The organism is Serratia sp. S4 (assembly GCF_000347995.1).
In the GTDB taxonomy this organism is placed as follows: Bacteria; Pseudomonadota; Gammaproteobacteria; order Enterobacterales; family Enterobacteriaceae; genus Serratia; species Serratia quinivorans.
This window is the reverse complement of the sequence record NZ_KB661120.1, coordinates 1,154,678-1,173,899: the sequence shown is the minus strand read 5'-3', so window position 1 is coordinate 1,173,899 and position 19,222 is coordinate 1,154,678. Positions and strand designations below refer to the sequence as shown.

Here is a 19,222-nt window from a genome sequence, read left to right as displayed (position 1 = left end):
TCCTTTTTTCCTCGCTGCAGGCTATATTATGCAACAAACAAGCCCCCTATTCTGAGGCCAGATGATGACAAATTCTTGGGTAAAATATGCTATTGGTGAAATAGAAGCGGATTTTCAACGCTCCGCCGATACTCACCTGATCCGCCTGAACCTGCCGGAATTTCCCGGCATCTGCCTGTACCTGAAAGATGAAAGCACTCACCCGACCGGCAGCCTGAAGCACCGGCTGGCGCGTTCACTGTTTTTGTATGGTCTGTGTAACGGCTGGATCACCGAAAACACTACGATTATCGAGGCCTCCTCCGGCAGTACCGCGGTATCCGAAGCTTACTTCGCCCGGCTGATTGGCCTGCCGTTTATTGCCGTCATGCCTTCCTGTACCGCACGCCGCAAGGTTGAGCAGATCGCGTTCTACGGCGGTCGCTGTCACTTCGTCGACCATGCGGCGCAAATTTACGCCGTCTCCGAGCAGTTGGCGAAAGAGCTGAACGGCCACTATATGGATCAGTTCACCTACGCTGAACGGGCCACCGACTGGCGCGGCAACAACAACATCGCCGACAGCATCTTCCGCCAGATGGAACGCGAACCTTTCCCGGTACCCAAGCATATCGTAATGAGCGCCGGCACCGGCGGTACCTCTGCGACCCTGGGCCGCTATATCCGCTATCAGGGGCACGACACCCGCCTGACGGTGGTCGATCCGGAAAACTCGGTGTTCTATGATTGCTTCCACCAGCATGACCGCCCCCTTATCGGCAGTTGCGGCAGCCGTATCGAGGGCATTGGCCGCCCACGCGCCGAGCCATCCTTTATTCCGTCGGTAGTCGACAGCATGATCCGCGTGCCGGATGCCGCCAGCGTCGCCACTATCCACTGGCTGGAAACGGTGCTCGGACGCAAGGTAGGGGCATCCACCGGCACCAACGTGTGGGGTGCGCTGCAGTTGGCGAAGCAAATGCGGGAAAACGGCGAGCAGGGTTCGATTGTGACTCTGCTGTGCGACAGCGGTGAGCGCTACCTGGACACCTATTACAACCCGGAATGGGTCAGAAACAATATCGGTGATCTGACGCCTTATCTGGCGCAGTTGGCAGATTTGTAATCAGCAGGTTCAGAGGAAAAAAAGCCGGGTAAGTCTACCCGGCCGGCTGCCAATAAAGCCTCATAATTCGGGGGAATAGGTGAGGTAGGGTGAACGCAGCCAATGTTGCAAATAGTGGGCCACTGCCTGCTGTTCGCAGTGGCCGATAACCTGTAGCTGTGGCAATAGCGACTTCAGCTGTGGCAGGGCGTTGCCCATTACCACCCCGTGCCCTACCGTCGCCAGCATTTCCTTGTCGTTCATCGCATCACCAAACGCCATACAGTCCGCCATCTTCAGCCCCAGATGGCGGCTCAGCATATCCAGCGCCGAGCCCTTGTTGCAGCCCAGTGGCAAGACCTCCAGGCATTCATAGGCCGAGAAACAGAGATCAACCCGCGCAGCAAAGTGCCGGCGCAGCTGCACCTGAAGTTTCAGCAGTTCCTCATGCGGCCCGGCAAAACAAACCTTGCTGTTGCCGAAAGCCGGTAAACGCCGCAGTTCGGTAAGCTGATAATGGAAGCCACTCAGGTGGTGGGCCTGCAACATTTCTTCCGGCACCGCAAACTCGGTCATCCAGCCTTCATCACGGAACACGTGCATGCTGGCGTCGGTACGCCAGTGAGTATGCAGCACCTCTTCGGCAATATCGGCCGGCAAATCGGTAGCCTGCAGTTGCTGCCCCCGGTCGTCATAGACCCGCGTACCGTTGCCGGTAATCAGATAACCCTGCAGGCCCAGCTGCGCCATGATCGGCTGTGCATCAAGGTAGTGGCGCCCGGTGGCGAAAGTCACCACCATCTCCCGTTCAACAAGTTGCTTTAGCACCGCCAGAGTCTCCGGCCCGACCCGGTGATCCGGTGTCAACAAAGTGCCATCCATATCAAAAGCCGCCAGGCGATACATAAAAACCTCGTGAATGTGAACGCGATTACAGTCCGTGCAGTATGGGATGGTATTTACGGAAGTAATAGTGAACAATTCTGGAAAACTGTTCCGGATTTCCATCATGCGCCTGACCCACCGCCTCAGCCAGTATCAACGCCTGTACCAGCAGCTCGGTGGCACGCCGGTCGCCATTACCGTTGGCGAGCTGGCGGCGATGTTCTATTGCAGCGAACGCCATGCCCGCACGCTGGTGCAACAACTGCAGGATCAGGGCTGGCTGAACTGGCAGTCACAGCCCGGGCGCGGTAAACGTGCGCACCTGCACTGCCTGAAAACGCCGGATGAGCTACGTGCAGCCCATCTGCAAAGGTTGCTGAAGGAAGGCGATCATCAGGGGGCGCTGGAAATGGCGCAGTTGGATCCGCAACATTTGCAGGAGCTGCTCAGCCCACATCTTGGGGGGCAATGGCAAGCAGGCAGCCCAACGCTGCGTATCCCCTACTACCGCACGCTCGAATCGCTGGATCCGTTGACTCTGACCGGCCGCGCCGAACAGCATTTGGTCGCCACCCTGCATGCCGGCCTGACTCGCTTTATTACCGGTAATCCCGAGCCGCAATCTGACCTGGCCCATCATTGGCAAATCAGCCATGACGGCCTGCGCTGGCAGTTCTTTCTACGCAGCCAATTGCGCTGGCACAACGGTGAGCCGCTGACCGGCCAGCAACTGCTGCAAACGCTGGGAAAACTGCAGCACCATCCTCGCAGCCAACCGAGCCTGGCCAACGTTGCCGCTATCAGCCTTCCCCATGCGCTGTGCCTGCAGTTTGATTTACAGTGTCCGGACTACTGGCTGGCGCACCGGCTGGCGGAGTTGCCTTGTCTGCTGACCCATCCGGAGGCTTCGGGCATGGGAGCCGGCCCGTTTAAGCTGACGCTGAACCAACCTCACCTGGTCCGGCTGGAGCAACACCCGTTTTACCATTTGCAACATCCTTTTCTTGAGAGCATCGAGTATTGGATCACACCCGAGTTGAACACCGGTGAGGCTTATACCAGTTGCCAGCATCCGGTACGCATTACCCTCGGTCAGCAGGAAGAGATAGCATTAGCGCGGCCGGTACAGCGCAGCATGAGTCTGGGTTGGTGCTATCTGGCGGTAAATTTGAAGCACGGCGTGCTCAGCGAGGCTCAGGGAAAAAAACTGCTGATGCTGATCCAGCAATCCGGCCTGTTGGCCAATCTGCCGGTGCCCAACAGCGTCATCACCCCCAGTCGTGAGATGCTGCCCGGCTGGGCAATTCCACAACATCAGGCCGCTGAGGATATTGCCCTGCCCGCTAAATTGACGCTGTTGTATCGGCCCCCGGTGGAGCTGGAGACGGTCACGGTGGCCTTGCAGCAACTGTTGGCGCAACACGGCTGCGAGCTGGAGTTGCGCTACTACGCAGGTAAACGCTGGCAAAGCGCCGAACAAATCGAACAGGCCGACCTGCTGCTGGCGGATAATTTGATTGGAGAGTCACCGGAGGCCACGCTGGAAAGCTGGCTACGGCAAGATACGCTGTGGCGCGGTATCCTGCCCGACGCCCGCTGGCAGCACCAGCAACAAACGCTGCAACAGATCCAGCAGCTCCCGGCGCAGCAAACGCGTTACCAGCAATTGAAAGACTATTATCAGCAGCTTATGGCGGCGGCGATCATCACTCCGCTGTTTCACTATCAGTATCAAATCAGCGCGCCGCCGCGCATTCATGGCGTCACCCTGACGGCCCACGGTTGGTTCGATTTCTGTCAGGCCTGGCTGCCACCGCCGGTAGAAAATACCACGCCTCCATCAACCGACTGAATTTGCCCGGCCCAGCGGTATGCCACCATTTCTGCTACCATTGCTGCCGCAACGCATTTTTATCTTACCGCCCGAATGTGTATCGGGTAGGGTCTCAGCAATAAATTGAGGTTATTTTATGAAGCGCGCGGTTGTCGTTTTCAGCGGTGGACAAGATTCCACGACCTGCTTGATTCAGGCATTGAAACAGTATGATGAAGTTCACTGCGTCACCTTTGACTACGGCCAGCGTCATCGCGCCGAAATTGAGGTGGCTCAGGAACTGTCGGTGGCCCTGGGGGCCAAGGCGCATAAGCTGTTGGACGTAGGCCTGCTCAATGAGCTGGCGATCAGCAGCCTGACCCGTGACAACATTCCGGTTCCCGCCTACGACAGCACGCAGAGCAATGGGTTACCGAGCACCTTTGTGCCGGGGCGCAACATTCTGTTCCTGACGCTGGCGGCGATTTATGCCTATCAGGTCGAAGCTGAAGCGGTGATCACCGGCGTGTGTGAAACCGACTTCTCCGGCTACCCAGACTGTCGCGACGAGTTTGTCAAAGCGCTGAACCAGGCGATAGTACTGGGCATCGCCCGCGATATCCGCTTTGAAACCCCTTTGATGTGGCTGAACAAGGCAGAAACCTGGGCACTGGCAGATTACTACCATCAGCTGGAGCTGGTGCAGCAGGACACTCTGACCTGCTACAACGGCATCAAAGGCAATGGCTGCGGTGAATGTGCGGCCTGTCATCTGCGCGCCAACGGCCTGCAGCAGTACCAAATCAACAAGGCCGAAGTGATGGCGAGCCTGAAGCAAAAGACCGGGCTGGTCTGATTGAATAACGGCGGCACAGGTTGCCGCTCGTTGCTTTACCTATCTTCAAGCGGCGTGAGCACCTGCAGGTGTTCGCGCAGTTGCCCTTCGATCGGCAATGCCCGCTGGGTTTTCAGATCGACACAAACAAAGGTCAGCAGTGCATCCGCTACCGGAGCCCCGCTGGCATCCTGCGAGACCTTCTGGCTCAACACGCCGCTTTTGCCGTTTAGTTGTACCATCTGGCTGTCAATGCGTAACTTGTCGCCCAATACCGCAGGGGTGCGATAGTTAATGTTGATGTTCACCACGATAAAGGCGATGTTGTTTTCCGTCATCCAGCGGAAGCCTTCCTGGTTCTCCAGCCAATCCCATCGCGCCTCCTCCAGAAACTCCAGATAGCGGGCGTTGTTCACGTGCTGATAAACATCAAGATGATAACCACGGACTTTGATAAAGGTCTGGTGCATAGGTAACAGCCGCTCCTGCCTGGTGATTACAGAAAGAAGGAGCCGCAAGCGACTCCTTCACCCATTTGGTCAAGATGCCAAACTGGTAAGACCTGTAAAATGTAGCAGAGGAAAAAGGGCTGCATTATCACTTTGCCACACAGCCGTGATCGAAATCACATTTTGAGCCGCGCGCGATTCCTTTCAAACAGTGCTGGCCCAATGCCCGGTACTTCCTGAAGCTGCTCAATCTGCGTAAAGGGGCCATTCTGCTCGCGGTAGCGCACAATGCTCTCCGCTTTTTTTAATCCAACTCCCTTGAGTATGCTGGCCAGCTGTTCGGCATCGGCCTGATTGATACTGACCGATGCTTCATCATTGGCAGCCGCCACGGCCTCTGCACCCTGCCCGGCATTAGCCGCCGTTACGGATAGCACCGGTTGCCCGGTAAGCGCTTTTTCTTCCGCGGCCAAAGATGGCCCGGTCAGGCAGAGCAGTGCTACGGTCAGCAAGGCTTTGAAGTTAAAACCACTCTCATTTACCGCTTTTATTTCTGTAGGTTGCATGCTGTATCCTCCTTGTGTGTAACAGCAAGCTCACCTTGCCGCAGCGAAGAAACTTCAGCAATTGGCGGATTTCAGATATGGAAAAGGCCGCGAAAGCGGCCTTTGAGGATTACATTGCGTTGCAGAAAACTGCGGCGCTTTACTGAGGTTGCTGCTGTTCAGCGGCACCCATGGTGATCTTGGCTTCTTTGCGCAGGCTGGCCAGCAGAGAGTCAAAGGACACGCCAGTCGCACCTTCTTCCATCTTGCTGACGAAGGTTTTCATTTCTTCAGCCGGCAAGGTGCCTGGCTTCACGGCATCCAGTGCAATCAGTACCACGTTGTCCTGACGGTCCTGAGACATGCCATAAACCGGCTTGCCTTCCTGCGGATGCGGCAGCGCGAACACGCTCTGCACCAGTTGGCTGTCTTCCGGCGCACGCGCCATCTTCTGTACGCTGCCAAAGCTCAGGCCGGCGGCTTTCATCGCCTCGTCGCCCTTACCCTGCTTCAGCTCAACCAGCAGCTTCTCGCCCTGCAGTTTGGCTTCCTGTTCCGCTTTGTTGCGCTTGACCAGTTCTGCCACGCGATCTTTCACCTGGTCGAACGGCTCAATGCCCTCTGGCTTGTGGCCAGACACGCGGATCACGAAGGCACGGTCGCCATCAACGGTGATCACGTCGGAGTTGCTGCCCGGAGAGCCACCTTCACCAATCAGGGAACCATCGAAAATCGACTGAATGACCGGTTTGAAGTTCAGCGCTGCCGGAATGTTGTCGCGGGTAAACCAGTCGGTATTCGCCGCTTTCACGCCGGCGGCCTCTTCGGCCGATGCCAGAGACTCGTTATCGCTGGTAGCCGCTTCACTCACCTTCTGTTGCAGTGCGTAATAAGCGTCTACCGCTTTCTCCTGCTTAACCTGCTTGGCGATAGCGTCACGCACTTCGCTCAACGGCTTCACTTTTTCCGGTTCGATGTCGTTGAGACGGATCACCAGATAGCCTACTGAAGACTTCACGACGCCGGAAAGCTGGCCTTTTTCGGTCAGGTTAGCCTGCTTGAGTTCGTCTGCAGTGGTGTCCGGCTCCAGCCAGCCCAGTTCACCGCCGGTACGGCGTGAAATGATGTCGGTGGATTTGTCTTTCGCCAGGGTGGCAAAATCGCCGCCTTTCTTCAGTTCATCCAGTACCGCGTTGGCTTCCGCCTCGGTTTTCAGCTGGATCACGCTGTAGTTCTTGCGTTCAGGCTGGCCGTAACTGCTTTTGTGCTGGTCGTAATAGGCGCTGATATCCGCGTCGGCTACCGTCACCTTGTCTTGCATAGCAGCGGCGTCCATTGGGATATAGCTTACTTTGACCTGTTCTGGCGCAATAAAGCTGTTCTTGTTCTGGCTGTAGTAGTCTTTCAGCTCGTCGTCGGTCACGGTCTGCTTGGCCTGCAACGCTTTCAGATCCAGCGTAGCCAAGCGTACATCGCGCTGTTGCAGCACCAGTGCCGTCATGTCCTGAGCTTCGACAGGCAGAATGAAGCCCGATCCGCCAAAGGCCTGGATCACCTGCTGGTTAACCAACTGCTGACGCATTGATTGTGCAAAGTTATCGGCGGTGTAACCCATGCGGCTAATCAGATCGAGATATTTCGCGTTATCGAACTGGCCGTTTGTCTGGAAGTAAGGTGCTTTACGGATAGCTTCTTTCACCTGATCGTCACTGACGCTCAGGCCTAATTTCTTGGCATATTGGTCCAACAGCATGTTGTCGATCAGCTGTGACAGTGCCTGATGGCGCATCTGCTGCATATAGCCTTCGTTGCCCGCCAGTGCGGAGAACTGGTCACCCAACTGTTGCTGCATGCGGCTGCGTTCGCTTTGGAAAGCCTGTTCCAGCTGAGCACGCTCGATCACCTGGCCATTGACCTTCGCTGCATAATCACCGGCACTCCCCTGATAGCTGACCACCCCTGTCAAAAGAAATGACAAAATGATCAAGCCCAGGATGATTTTGAGCACGACGTGATTAGCTGCCGCGCGTAAATTGTCCATCATAGTGTGACAACACTCCGCTGTGATGTGGATTAAAAACACCCTTGTGCAGGCGCGTTCCCTGCGACAAAAATAAAAAAAGCGCATCAATCTGATGCGCCTTATATCTTACCTTACCAGCACCGTTGCGTCAGGTGATTGTTTATTACAAAGCCCTGTAACGCTAAACGGTTAGACGCAAACAATCAGTTTACTGCGTCTTTCAGCGCTTTCCCTGCACGGAAGGCCGGAACTTTGGCTGCCGCGATTTTGATCTCTTTACCGGTTTGCGGGTTACGACCGGTACGGGCCGAACGTTCACGCACGGTGAAGGAACCGAAACCCACCAGGGCCACGTCATCCCCTTCCTTCAAGGAGTCAGTAACAGATGCAATCACTGCATCTAAAGCACGTCCAGCTGCCGCTTTGGAAATATCAGCACCTGCGGCAATTTTGTCGATCAGTTGTGACTTATTCACTCTATCATCCCCTCTAGAATTCAATCGTCGCACCGAAAAATCCCTACGGTTGCGACAGCGCAGCTGTTATATCAATCCCATCGTGCCTTGGCAAGCCACCGTAAGCGTGACAAAACGCGGGCCGACAGCTGTCTAACTTAGCGGTACAAAAAAAGACTGGCAAGTCCGAAATGACTTGCCAGCATAAGTTTTATCAATGGTTTTTGCGATACATCACTATTTTGCCGCTACCGGCAGTGCACCGAAGGCCGGATTGAGCAACGCAAGGTCCAAAACTTCATCAATTCGCTGCACCGGATGAATAACCAGATCGGCAATAACATTGGCCGGGATCTCTTCCAGATCGCGCTTGTTTTCATACGGGATCAGCACGGTTTTGATACCGCCGCGATGCGCCGCCAACAGTTTCTCTTTCAGGCCACCAATCGGCAGAACCTGACCACGCAACGTGATCTCACCGGTCATCGCCACATCGGCACGAACCGGGTTGCCCGTCAGGCAGGAAACCAGCGCGGTGCACATCGCAATACCAGCGCTTGGGCCATCCTTAGGTGTAGCGCCTTCCGGCACGTGCACGTGGATGTCACGCTTCTCGTAAAAATCAGGGTTAATCCCCAATTTATCCGCGCGCGCACGCACCACGGTCAGTGCAGCCTGGATAGATTCCTGCATCACTTCACCGAGCGAACCGGTGTAGGTCAGCTTACCTTTGCCCGGTACGCAGGCGGTTTCAATGGTCAGCAGATCGCCACCCACTTCCGTCCACGCCAGGCCGGTAACTTCACCCACCCGGTTTTCGGTATCCGCACGGCCGTAGTCAACACGCTGTACGCCCAGGTAATCCTTCAGGTTGTCGCCGTTGATTTCGATATGCTTGAGCTTCTTGTCCATCAGCAGCGTTTTCACCGCCTTACGGCACAGCTTGGAGATTTCGCGCTCCAGGCTACGCACCCCAGCTTCACGGGTGTAGAAGCGGATAATACCGGTAATGGCGCTGTCGTCGACCGTCAGTTCACCTTTTTTCAGGGCGTTACGCTCAAGCTGCTTCGGCAACAGGTGCTGCTTGGCAATATTGAGTTTCTCGTCCTCGGTATAGCCAGACAGACGGATCACTTCCATACGATCCAGCAACGGCGCAGGAATGTTCATCGAGTTCGAAGTCGCCACGAACATCACGTCGGACAGATCGTAATCCACTTCCAGATAGTGATCGTTAAACGCCACGTTCTGTTCCGGATCCAACACCTCAAGCAGTGCAGAGGCCGGATCGCCACGCATGTCGGAAGACATCTTGTCGATCTCATCGAGCAGGAACAGCGGGTTTTTCACCCCAACCTTGGCCATTTTCTGGATCAGTTTGCCCGGCATTGAACCGATATAGGTACGGCGGTGACCACGGATTTCCGCTTCGTCACGCACGCCACCCAACGCCATACGCACATACTGGCGGCCGGTCGCTTTAGCGATCGACTGGCCCAACGAGGTTTTACCCACGCCAGGAGGCCCTACCAGACACAGGATCGGCCCTTTGATTTTGCTTACGCGGCTCTGTACTGCGAGATACTCAAGAATACGGTCTTTGACGCGCTCCAGGCCGTAGTGATCGATATCGAGCACTTCCTGCGCCTTGAGCAGGTCTTTTTTAACCTTGCTGCGTGCATTCCACGGCACCTGCAGCATCCAATCGATGTAGCCGCGCACCACGGTTGCTTCCGCAGACATTGGCGACATCATTTTCAGCTTTTGCAGTTCCGCTTCGGTTTTTTCACGCGCGTCTTTCGGCATTTTCGCCGCTTCGATCTTGCGCTTCAGCGCTTCATGCTCGTCCGGCGCATCGTCCATCTCGCCCAGTTCTTTCTGAATCGCCTTCATCTGCTCATTCAGATAGTACTCGCGCTGACTTTTTTCCATCTGTTTTTTGACGCGATTGCGGATGCGTTTCTCAACCTGCAGCAGGTCGATTTCCGATTCCATCATCGCCATCAGATATTCAAGACGTTCGGTGATATCGAACATCTCCAGTACCGACTGCTTGTCGCTGAGCTTCAGCGGCATGTGCGCGGCGATGGTATCCGCCAGGCGCGCAGCATCGTCGATGCTGTTCAATGACGTCAGCACCTCCGGTGGAATTTTCTTGTTCAGTTTGATGTAGCCTTCAAACTGATTGATTGCAGTGCGTACCAGCACTTCTTGTTCACGCTCGTCAATCGCGGGTGACTCAAGATATTCTGCCTGGGCAGCAAAATGCTCGCCGCTGTCGGAAAGCGTAGTAATACGCGCCCGCTGCAGGCCTTCGACCAGCACTTTTACCGTGCCATCAGGCAATTTCAGCATTTGCAGGATCGACGCTACCGTGCCGACTGAGAACAAATCATTAATGCCAGGTTCATCCGTTGAGGCCTCTTTCTGTGCCACCAGCATGATCTTTTTATCGTGATCCATTGCTGCTTCGAGGCACCGAATCGATTTTTCCCGGCCAACAAATAACGGGATCACCATGTGCGGATAAACCACCACGTCGCGCAACGGCAACACGGGGATTTCAATGCGTTCGGAACGCTCAGGGTTCATAGAGCTCTCTCTTAAGTTTAACTTCCGCCAGGTTGAGGGGGAATCTCATGAGACGCAAGCATCAAACGTTTCATAAAATCTGGTTAATGAGTATATGGGGATGAATCTCTTACATTCAACGGCAAGAACGCAGGAAATAAAAATGGGGGATAAAATCCCCCATTTTGACATTAACTTTCTGGTTTGACTGGCGAATTATTCGCCTGAAGCCTGTGCTTCCGGTTTGCCGTAAATCAGCAACGGTTTGGACTGGCCGGCGATGACCGACTCGTCGATCACCACTTTGTCGACGCTGTCCATTGAAGGCAGGTCATACATGGTGTCCAGCAGCGCGCCTTCCACGATAGAACGCAGGCCACGTGCACCGGTTTTGCGTTTCATCGCCTTTCTGGCGATGGCGTTCAGTGCTTCTTCACGGAATTCCAGCTCCACACCTTCCAGATTGAACAATGCCTGATACTGCTTGGTCAGGGCATTTTTCGGCTCTTTCAGGATCTGGATCAGCGCATCTTCGCTCAGCTCACTCAGCGTGGCCACGACCGGCAGACGACCGATGAATTCAGGGATCAGGCCAAACTTGATCAGATCTTCCGGTTCAGCCTGCAGCAGCAGTTCGCCTTCGGTCGCTTTCTCAGACTCACCCTTCACGGTGGCGCCAAAACCAATACCGGAACCGGTATTAACACGCTGACCGATCACTTTATCCAGGCCGGCAAATGCACCGCCGCAGATAAACAGGATTTTCGAGGTATCAACCTGCAGGAATTCCTGCTGCGGATGCTTGCGGCCCCCCTGAGGAGGAACGGCAGCAATAGTGCCTTCGATCAGCTTCAACAGCGCCTGCTGCACGCCCTCACCCGAAACGTCACGGGTAATGGACGGGTTGTCTGACTTACGAGAAATTTTATCGATTTCATCGATATAGACGATGCCGCGCTGGGCTTTCTGCACGTCGTAGTCACATTTCTGCAGCAGCTTCTGGATAATATTCTCCACGTCCTCACCCACATAACCGGCTTCGGTCAGCGTGGTGGCATCGGCCATGGTGAAAGGCACATCCAGGAAGCGTGCCAGCGTTTCCGCCAGCAAGGTTTTACCACTACCGGTAGGACCAATCAGCAGAATGTTGCTTTTGCCCAACTCGATACCGTTGCTGGTATCGCCGTTGCGCAGGCGTTTGTAGTGGTTATACACCGCTACCGCCAGCACTTTCTTCGCCGGTTCCTGACCGATGACGTAGTCATCCAGGTGGTGGCGGATCTCATGCGGCGTCGGCAGCGCGCTGCGCTCACGATGCGGTGAAACTTCTTTAATCTCTTCGCGAATAATGTCGTTACACAGGTCAACACATTCATCGCAGATATACACTGACGGACCGGCAATCAGCTTACGCACTTCATGCTGGCTTTTGCCGCAGAAAGAGCAGTACAGCAGCTTTCCTGAACCGTCTTTGCGCTTATCTGTCATCAGTAAACCTCTTCTTTAGTCTTTGTCCCGCAGGAAAATCACGGCGGCCGTGCGCCCCGAATTCATACCAGGAATGCCGATAATGCTCACCAGAGCGAGCCACGCCCGCTCTGATTACTATAGTCTATCGGCTCGCACAATTACCTCGCCAGCCGCGTGGTGTTACTTGCGGTGCGTCAGAATGCCGTCAACCAGACCGTATTCTACCGCTTCTTCCGCGGTCATAAAGCGATCGCGCTCGGTATCGCGTTCGATCTGCTCCAGTGTCTGGCCGGTGTGTTCTGCCATCAGCTCATTCATACGCGCCTTCACCTTCAGGATTTCACGCGCATGGATTTCGATATCCGTCGCCTGGCCCTGATAGCCGCCCAGCGGCTGGTGGATCATCACACGTGAATTCGGCAGACAGAAACGTTTGCCCTTGGCACCCGCAGTCAGCAGGAAGGAGCCCATCGAGCACGCCTGGCCCATACAAATGGTGCTGACGTCCGGCTTGATGAACTTCATGGTGTCATAGATTGACATGCCTGCGGTGATCACGCCACCCGGGGAGTTGATGTAGAGGAAAATGTCTTTTTCCGGGCTTTCTGCTTCGAGGAACAGCATCTGCGCCACAATCAGGTTGGCCATGTGATCTTCGACCTGGCCGGTCAGGAAAATAATGCGCTCTTTCAGCAGGCGGGAATAGATGTCGTAAGAACGCTCCCCGCGTGAAGTCTGCTCTACCACCATCGGCACCAGGGCCATGTTAGGTGCAAATTGATCTCGTTCGCCACTGTATGACATTACCGTCTCCTAATAGAAATTGCCTTGGCGGCCAGGGTTACACCCTATTACACCGATTCTACTTGAGAACGGTCATGATGACTATGCTCAAGCATTCGACCCACGCCACACGTACCCGACGGTTTTTTTATCCCGCGCACTCTGGCAAATCGCTTATATATGTACTTTTTACAGATTGGGGCCACAGACAGAATTTCAAGCCCGGCAGAGTATTTTTAGCGGTTATCCTGCACACCCTGACTGCAGGTGATAACCATCATGCCAGACTGTGCCAAGAGCAACAGTGTAAATATAGTGCATATTGTCACGCTTAACCTGAGATTAATCAGCAACGTGGCAAAAAGAAAAGCCCGCAACCGAAGGTTACGGGCTTTTTTAACGCCAGAGCCGGCAAGCCGGCCCTGAGAGCGCAACAAGTTGCGCTCTGGCGTACAGACATTACGCCTGTTGAGTCTGGTTCATCAGCTCGCTGAAGGTAGTGGCTTTCTCAGTCACTTTCGCTTTTGCCAGCAGGGCTTCAACCGCTTGTTCTTCCAGAGCAACGTTGCGCATGTTGTTCATCAGCTCTTTGTTTTTGCTGTAGAACTCAACAACTTCACTTGGATCTTCGTAAGCGGAAGCCATTTCTTCGATCAGCGTTTTAACGCGCTCTTCGTCAGCTTTCAGATCGTTGGTGCTGATCACTTCGCCCAGCAGCAGACCGACAACTACGCGACGCTTGGCCTGCTCTTCGAACAGTTCGCGTGGCAGTTCCAGCGCTTGCTTCTCGTTGCCGCCGAAACGCTGTGCAGCCTGACGGCGCAGAACGTCAACTTCGCCGTCGATCAGCGCAGCAGGAACGTCGATTTCGTTAGCGCTGACCAGGCCGTCGATTGCCTGAGTCTTGATGCGGTTACGCACTGCGCCTTTCAGCTCGCGCTCCATGTTTTTACGCACTTCAGCACGCAGGCCTTCGGTAGAACCATCAGCCACGCCGAAACGTTTGATGAATTCTTCAGTCAGCTCTGGCAGTTCACGCTCTTCCACTTTCTTCAGAACGATAGCGAACTTAGCCGCTTTGCCCTTCAGATTTTCAGCGTGGTAATCTTCTGGGAAGTTAACGTCGATGGTGAACTCTTCACCGGCTTTATGACCGACCAGACCTTCTTCGAAGCCTGGGATCATGCGGCCCTGGCCCATAGCCAGTACGAAGTCAGAGGCTTTGCCGCCTTCAAACTCTTCACCGTCGATAGAACCAGAGAAGTCAACGGTCACACGGTCTTCAGCCTGAGCTGCGCGATCGGTTTCTTTCCAGGTCGCCTGCTGCTTGCGCAGGGTGTCCAGCATGGTGTCAACGTCAGCGTCGTTAACTTCAACCACCGGCTTCTCAACTTCGATGCCGTCCAGGCCTTTCAGCTCAACTTCTGGATACACTTCGAACTCAACGGCGAAAGTGAAGTCTTCACCTTCTTTGTACTCGCCTGGCACGTAGTTTGGTGCGCCAGCCGGATTGATCTTTTCTTTGATGATCGCATCAACGAAGCTGCGTTGCATCGCATCGCCCAGTACGTCTTGACGAACGGAAGCGCCATAACGTTGCTCAACGATGTTCATCGGTACATGGCCTTTACGGAAGCCATCGATACGAACGCTTTTTGCAGCGTTGATCAGCTCTTTTTTAATAGCCTGCTTGATTGTATCAGCGGGTACAGTAATAGAGAGACGGCGCCCAAGGCCTTGAGTGGTTTCTACTGAAACTTGCATCTTGTTACCTCAAAAAAATCACAGTGCTCGGTCAACTCCGTTCGAAGAACCAGGACGGCTACATTACAGAACCGAGTTTCCTGATGACAGAAGTGTCCCGAAACCATTCCGGAAAAATAAGACGCGACATTATAGCGGCGCAAGCGGAGCGAGTCGAGGAAAGCAAGGCAGCGGCGGCGCGCTAAAACTCACACTTTTGCCGATTTGATCGCCAAAAGGCCGCCGAAGCCGACCCGGCCTTGGCTGCATTGCGCATCGGCTGTGTCGTCGTCAAAAACAGAAACGGCCCGCAGGCCGTTCCAAAATTCGTCTGTAGTAATACCCCAAATCGTGGTCAAAGTTCCACTGATACCGCAAATTTAGCCGTCAGGCCAAGGTTCCGGCACCACGACAAGGGGGGGAAGCCGGCACGGTATCCTGCAGCCCTTCCCACTCTTTCAGGGTATAAGTGTGCAACGCCAGCGCATGTACACCATCGGATAACTCTTCCGACAGGACGCCGTAAATCGAGCGATGCCGCGTCAGGAAACGTTCGCCAACGAAGCGATCGCTGACCAACACCACCTTGAAATGACTTTCTGAACCCGCCGGAACGTTATGACGATAGCTTTCATCAACGACTTCCAGATACGCGGGCTCAAATGCCGCCCTTAACTTTGCTTCTATTTGCTCGCGAATCATAGGATCTCCTTACTACACCGGCAGAGGACCGTCCCCATCTATTTCAATATTAGCCTCTTTCTCCCCTTTTAGACCATTGCGCAGGTAAATTTCTCTTCTTTGCGGACAAAAAACGGCCAACATCCGCCGCCGCTTGAGGTTTTTCTGATTGAGACGGTCAAAAAAGCATGTTTTTATCAACGGCAGGTAAAAATTTGTCACTCCGGTGCGTTCTGCGCTTCCTCCGGCCGGCGGCGATGCTATGATGTCGACAATTTGTTGTTGGCTATCCCGCTCTGATTATTACAGAAAGCTTGCTCAAGCCAGCCTCTCTATATTGGGATTGGGCAGCTTAAAATCCATCGAGAATGAGACAGTAACTATGTTAAAGAAACTTTGCCTTCCACTGTTGGCCGCACTGCTGCTGGCCGGCTGTGCTACCAGCAGCAACACCCTGAACGTGACTCCAAAGATCGTATTGCCGCAGCAGGACCCGACTCTGCAAGGCGTCACCATCAGCATTAACGGCGCGGATCAGCGCAAAGATCAGGCCCTGGCCAAAGTTAACCGCGACGGCCAGCTCGTGACGCTGACGCCATCACGCGACCTGCGCTTCTTGCTGCAGGAAGTGTTAGAGAAACAAATGGGCGCACGCGGCTATATGATCGGTGCCGACGGCGCCGTTGATCTGCAAATCGTGGTGAATAACCTGTACGCAGACGTCTCCGAAGGCAACCTGCGCTACAACATCACCACCAAGGCCGATATCTCGATCATCGCTCAGGCGAAAAACGGCAATAAGCAGGTGAAAAACTACCGCTCAACTTATAACGTCCAGGGCGCCTTCACGGCAACCAACGATAAAATTACTAACGCGGTCAATAGCGTGTTGGGTGACGTTATTGCCGATATGGCGCAGGACACCAGCGTCAACGACTTTATCAAGCAAAACGCGCGTTAATCCGCGAACGCCTTGCACCGCCCGGACAGTCGGGCGGTGCAGACAGGGAACTCATGTCGAAACACTATCTGAACCTCTTCACCCAGCGTAACTCCGCGATCCTGCTGCTGCTGGGCTTTGCCTCGGGTCTGCCACTGGCACTGACCTCCGGCACGCTGCAAGCCTGGATGACCGTCGAAGGCATCGATCTGAAAACCATCGGCATTTTTTCGCTGGTCGGTCAGGCCTATGTGTTCAAATTCCTGTGGTCACCCTTTATGGACCGCTATACCCCGCCATTCCTCGGTCGCCGACGCGGCTGGCTGCTGATCAGCCAGGTGCTGCTGGTAGTATCGATTGTGGCGATGGGCTTTATGCAACCGACACAGCATCTGTGGTGGCTGGCAGCATTGGCGGTATTGGTGGCGTTCTGTTCTGCGTCGCAGGATATTGTTTTCGATGCCTATAAAACCGATCTGTTGAGCGCTGAAGAACGCGGCACCGGTGCCGCCGTTTCGGTTCTGGGCTACCGCCTGGCGATGCTGGTGTCCGGCGGGCTGGCGTTGTGGCTGGCGGATCGTTACTTCGGTTGGCAGTCAACCTACTGGCTGATGGCCGGACTGATGCTGATCGGCATCGCCGCTACTTTGCTGGCACCGGAACCGGACGACAGCATTCCGGCACCGCGTACCATGGAACAGGCGGTAGTCGCCCCGTTGCGTGATTTCTTCGCGCGTAACAATGCCTGGCTGATTCTACTGCTGATTGTGATGTACAAAATGGGCGATGCCTTTGCCGGCAGCCTGAGCACCACCTTCCTGATCCGCGGCGTTGGGTTCGATGCCGGGGAAGTGGGGCTGGTGAACAAAACTCTCGGCCTGTTCGCCACTATCGTCGGGGCGCTGTTTGGCGGCGTGCTGATGCAACGCCTCAGCCTGTTCCGCGCCCTGATGCTGTTCGGCATCCTGCAGGCGGTCTCTAATCTCGGTTACTGGATACTGGCCGTGACCGATAAAAACATCATGACGATGGGCAGCGCTATCTTCCTGGAAAACCTGTGCGGCGGCATGGGCACCGCCGCCTTCGTCGCGCTGCTGATGACGCTGTGCAACAAATCATTTTCCGCCACCCAGTTTGCCCTGCTGTCGGCGTTATCCGCCGTCGGCCGCGTCTATGTTGGCCCGATTGCCGGCTGGTTTGTTGAAGCGCACGGCTGGCCGCTGTTCTATTTATTCTCGATTGCCGCGGCCCTGCCCGGTCTGTTGCTGCTGCGCCTGTGTCGACAGACGCTGGAATATACCCAGCGCACGGATAACTTCATGCCGCGCACCGAATTCCGGCAATTTTACCGCTGGGCGTTGCGTATGCTGACCCTGGGTTGCTCATTGCTGGGCCTGTGGTTGATTCTGCTTATCACCAATGCACTCGACTGGAGCGCCTTGCCAAACCTGGCCGATCGGTTACTGCAGATGGGTGCAGCGCTGAGCCTGGTGGGCATTGTCATGGGCAGCCTGTTGGACTATCTGGCGTTGCGGCGTACCCGGTTGGCCTGATATCGTCGGCCGGTGGTAACACCGGTCGGCAAAAATGCATCAGTGTGATGTATTTATTTAGTTAAAAAATATAATTCCCGTCCAAATTATTTTTTTATCCGAGTGTAGCGCTCGGGAAATAAAATTAAATTCACCTTTAAGACACAATTCTTTTACATTAAATAAACCTTTCATTCGTATTTCCAAAAAGCGTTTTTACCTGCTGGATTCATCATACCTTTAGTTTTCCTTAACATACGAATTGCCCGGCACGATTCAGCGTGCCAACGCTTTGTTGCCATTAGTAAATTGTCACGCAACGTGACATCTGTGACCCCCTTAACAGAAAGTGTCAACAAGGCGCTGACACTCCCTTAAGCATGTTTACAGTACTGCAACCTTCCCGTAAAATGCCCGCACACATGAAACGACAATAGAGCCTTTGTAATTGAGGTCGTTAGATGAGACTTAAGAAATACAATAAAAGTATTGGGATGTTGTCATTAATTGCCTCCACTGTAATGCTCAGTGGTTGCAATATGGTATTGATGAATCCCAAAGGAGCAATTGGTGTTGAGCAACGGACACTGATTATCACTGCTATCGCATTAATGCTGATCGTGGTGATACCAGTTATCTTTATGGCGTTCGCCTTTGCCTGGAAGTACCGTGCTTCCAACAAAGATGCCAAATACAGTCCGAACTGGTCACATTCCAACAAAATCGAAGCGGTCGTCTGGACCATTCCTATCATTATCATCGCCATCCTTGGCACCATAACCTGGAAGACCACCCACGAACTCGATCCGTTCAAGCCGATTGTCACTGACAAGAAGCCGATGACTATCGAAGTGGTATCGCTCGACTGGAAATGGCTGTTTATCTACCCGGAACAAGGCATCGCAACGGTTAATGAACTGGCTTTCCCGAAAGACGTTCCAGTTGAATTCAAAATCACCTCTAACTCGGTAATGAACTCGTTCTTTATCCCTCAGTTAGGTGGGCAGATTTATGCGATGGCCGGGATGCAGACCAAACTGCACCTGATCGGCAATGAAGCAGGCAAATACGACGGTATTTCCAGCAGCTTCAGCGGTCGCGGGTTCTCCGGCATGAAGTTCACCGCCATTGTCACCCCAACCGAAGGCGACTTTGATCAGTGGGTTGCCAAGGTGAAAGCATCGCCGACTAACCTTAACGCCACCAGCGACTTTAACAAACTGGCAGAGCCGAGTGAAAATAACCCGGTTGAGTACTTCTCCAGTGTCAAACCGAATTTGTTCAAAGAAACTATTGGCAAATTTATGGGCGACATGAACATGCACAAGGGCGCTACCACGCACGAAGGTATGGACATGAGCCAGGGTATGGACATGGGTGAACATGCAGCTCACGCCGGAGCCGAGGAATAAC

At 54.3% G+C, this 19,222-nt stretch carries 16 protein-coding genes; 6 read left to right on the top strand and 10 right to left on the bottom strand.

Annotated features, from left to right (window positions below):
- The first annotated feature begins 64 nt into the window (after positions 1-64).
- Positions 65-1,105 carry a PLP-dependent cysteine synthase family protein gene (locus SERS4_RS0106110; RefSeq protein WP_017891842.1) on the top strand — a complete coding sequence of 347 codons (1,041 nt, stop codon included), beginning with the start codon at positions 65-67 and terminating at the stop codon, positions 1,103-1,105.
- 60 nt (positions 1,106-1,165) lie between these two features.
- Here the strand turns inward: SERS4_RS0106110 and cof are convergent, their stop codons facing one another.
- Entirely contained in the window at positions 1,166-1,990 is an 825-nt protein-coding gene (cof, locus tag SERS4_RS0106105; RefSeq protein ID WP_026142236.1) for an HMP-PP phosphatase, read from the bottom strand.
- A gap of 103 nt (positions 1,991-2,093) precedes the next feature.
- Here cof and SERS4_RS0106100 point away from each other — a divergent pair, with 103 nt between their 5' ends.
- Both SERS4_RS0106100 and queC read left to right on the top strand, forming a co-directional pair.
- On the top strand, positions 2,094-3,821 hold the full coding sequence (locus SERS4_RS0106100) for an SgrR family transcriptional regulator (protein ID WP_017891840.1): 1,728 nt from the start codon (positions 2,094-2,096) through the stop codon (positions 3,819-3,821).
- Between the two features lie 118 nt (positions 3,822-3,939).
- Positions 3,940-4,638 carry a 7-cyano-7-deazaguanine synthase QueC gene (gene queC / locus SERS4_RS0106095; RefSeq protein WP_012005542.1) on the top strand — a complete coding sequence of 233 codons (699 nt, stop codon included), beginning with the start codon at positions 3,940-3,942 and terminating at the stop codon, positions 4,636-4,638.
- A gap of 35 nt (positions 4,639-4,673) precedes the next feature.
- Here queC and SERS4_RS0106090 read toward each other — a convergent pair whose 3' ends face one another.
- The 9 genes from SERS4_RS0106090 to bolA all read right to left on the bottom strand — a co-directional run bounded on the left by SERS4_RS0106090 (position 4,674) and on the right by bolA (position 15,358).
- The gene (locus SERS4_RS0106090) at positions 4,674-5,087 is read right to left on the bottom strand and encodes a thioesterase family protein (RefSeq protein WP_017891839.1); all 414 of its coding nucleotides are present in this window, start codon (positions 5,085-5,087) and stop codon (positions 4,674-4,676) included.
- 155 nt (positions 5,088-5,242) lie between these two features.
- Complete coding sequence (locus SERS4_RS0106085) at positions 5,243-5,632, bottom strand: ComEA family DNA-binding protein (RefSeq protein ID WP_017891838.1); 390 nt, start codon at positions 5,630-5,632, stop codon at positions 5,243-5,245.
- A gap of 139 nt (positions 5,633-5,771) precedes the next feature.
- Complete coding sequence (ppiD, locus tag SERS4_RS0106080; RefSeq protein WP_017891837.1) at positions 5,772-7,655, bottom strand: peptidylprolyl isomerase; 1,884 nt, start codon at positions 7,653-7,655, stop codon at positions 5,772-5,774.
- A 182-nt stretch (positions 7,656-7,837) separates the two neighbouring features.
- Positions 7,838-8,110 (bottom strand): nucleoid-associated protein HU-beta, encoded by a 273-nt coding sequence (gene hupB / locus SERS4_RS0106075; protein WP_017891836.1) that lies wholly within the window; start codon positions 8,108-8,110, stop codon positions 7,838-7,840.
- A 216-nt stretch (positions 8,111-8,326) separates the two neighbouring features.
- Entirely contained in the window at positions 8,327-10,681 is a 2,355-nt protein-coding gene (lon, locus tag SERS4_RS0106070; protein ID WP_012005537.1) for an endopeptidase La, read from the bottom strand.
- Between the two features lie 195 nt (positions 10,682-10,876).
- Positions 10,877-12,148 (bottom strand): ATP-dependent protease ATP-binding subunit ClpX, encoded by a 1,272-nt coding sequence (gene clpX / locus SERS4_RS0106065; protein WP_012005536.1) that lies wholly within the window; start codon positions 12,146-12,148, stop codon positions 10,877-10,879.
- 162 nt (positions 12,149-12,310) lie between these two features.
- Entirely contained in the window at positions 12,311-12,934 is a 624-nt protein-coding gene (gene clpP, locus SERS4_RS0106060; RefSeq protein ID WP_012005535.1) for an ATP-dependent Clp endopeptidase proteolytic subunit ClpP, read from the bottom strand.
- Between the two features lie 438 nt (positions 12,935-13,372).
- Positions 13,373-14,677 carry a trigger factor gene (gene tig / locus SERS4_RS0106055; RefSeq protein WP_017891835.1) on the bottom strand — a complete coding sequence of 435 codons (1,305 nt, stop codon included), beginning with the start codon at positions 14,675-14,677 and terminating at the stop codon, positions 13,373-13,375.
- 366 nt (positions 14,678-15,043) lie between these two features.
- Positions 15,044-15,358: a transcriptional regulator BolA gene (gene bolA, locus SERS4_RS0106050; RefSeq protein WP_012005533.1), complete on the bottom strand. Its 315-nt coding sequence runs from the start codon at positions 15,356-15,358 to the stop codon at positions 15,044-15,046.
- 361 nt (positions 15,359-15,719) lie between these two features.
- Between bolA and SERS4_RS0106045 the strand changes: the two genes are divergently transcribed.
- From SERS4_RS0106045 to cyoA, 3 genes are all read left to right on the top strand, one after another.
- Entirely contained in the window at positions 15,720-16,298 is a 579-nt protein-coding gene (locus SERS4_RS0106045; protein WP_012005532.1) for a lipoprotein, read from the top strand.
- Positions 16,299-16,351: 53 nt separating this feature from the next.
- Positions 16,352-17,830, top strand: a complete 1,479-nt coding sequence (gene ampG, locus SERS4_RS0106040; protein WP_017891834.1) for a muropeptide MFS transporter AmpG — start codon at positions 16,352-16,354, stop codon at positions 17,828-17,830.
- Positions 17,831-18,270: 440 nt separating this feature from the next.
- Positions 18,271-19,221: a cytochrome o ubiquinol oxidase subunit II gene (cyoA, locus tag SERS4_RS0106035; RefSeq protein WP_026142235.1), complete on the top strand. Its 951-nt coding sequence runs from the start codon at positions 18,271-18,273 to the stop codon at positions 19,219-19,221.
- Position 19,222 lies beyond the last annotated feature (1 nt).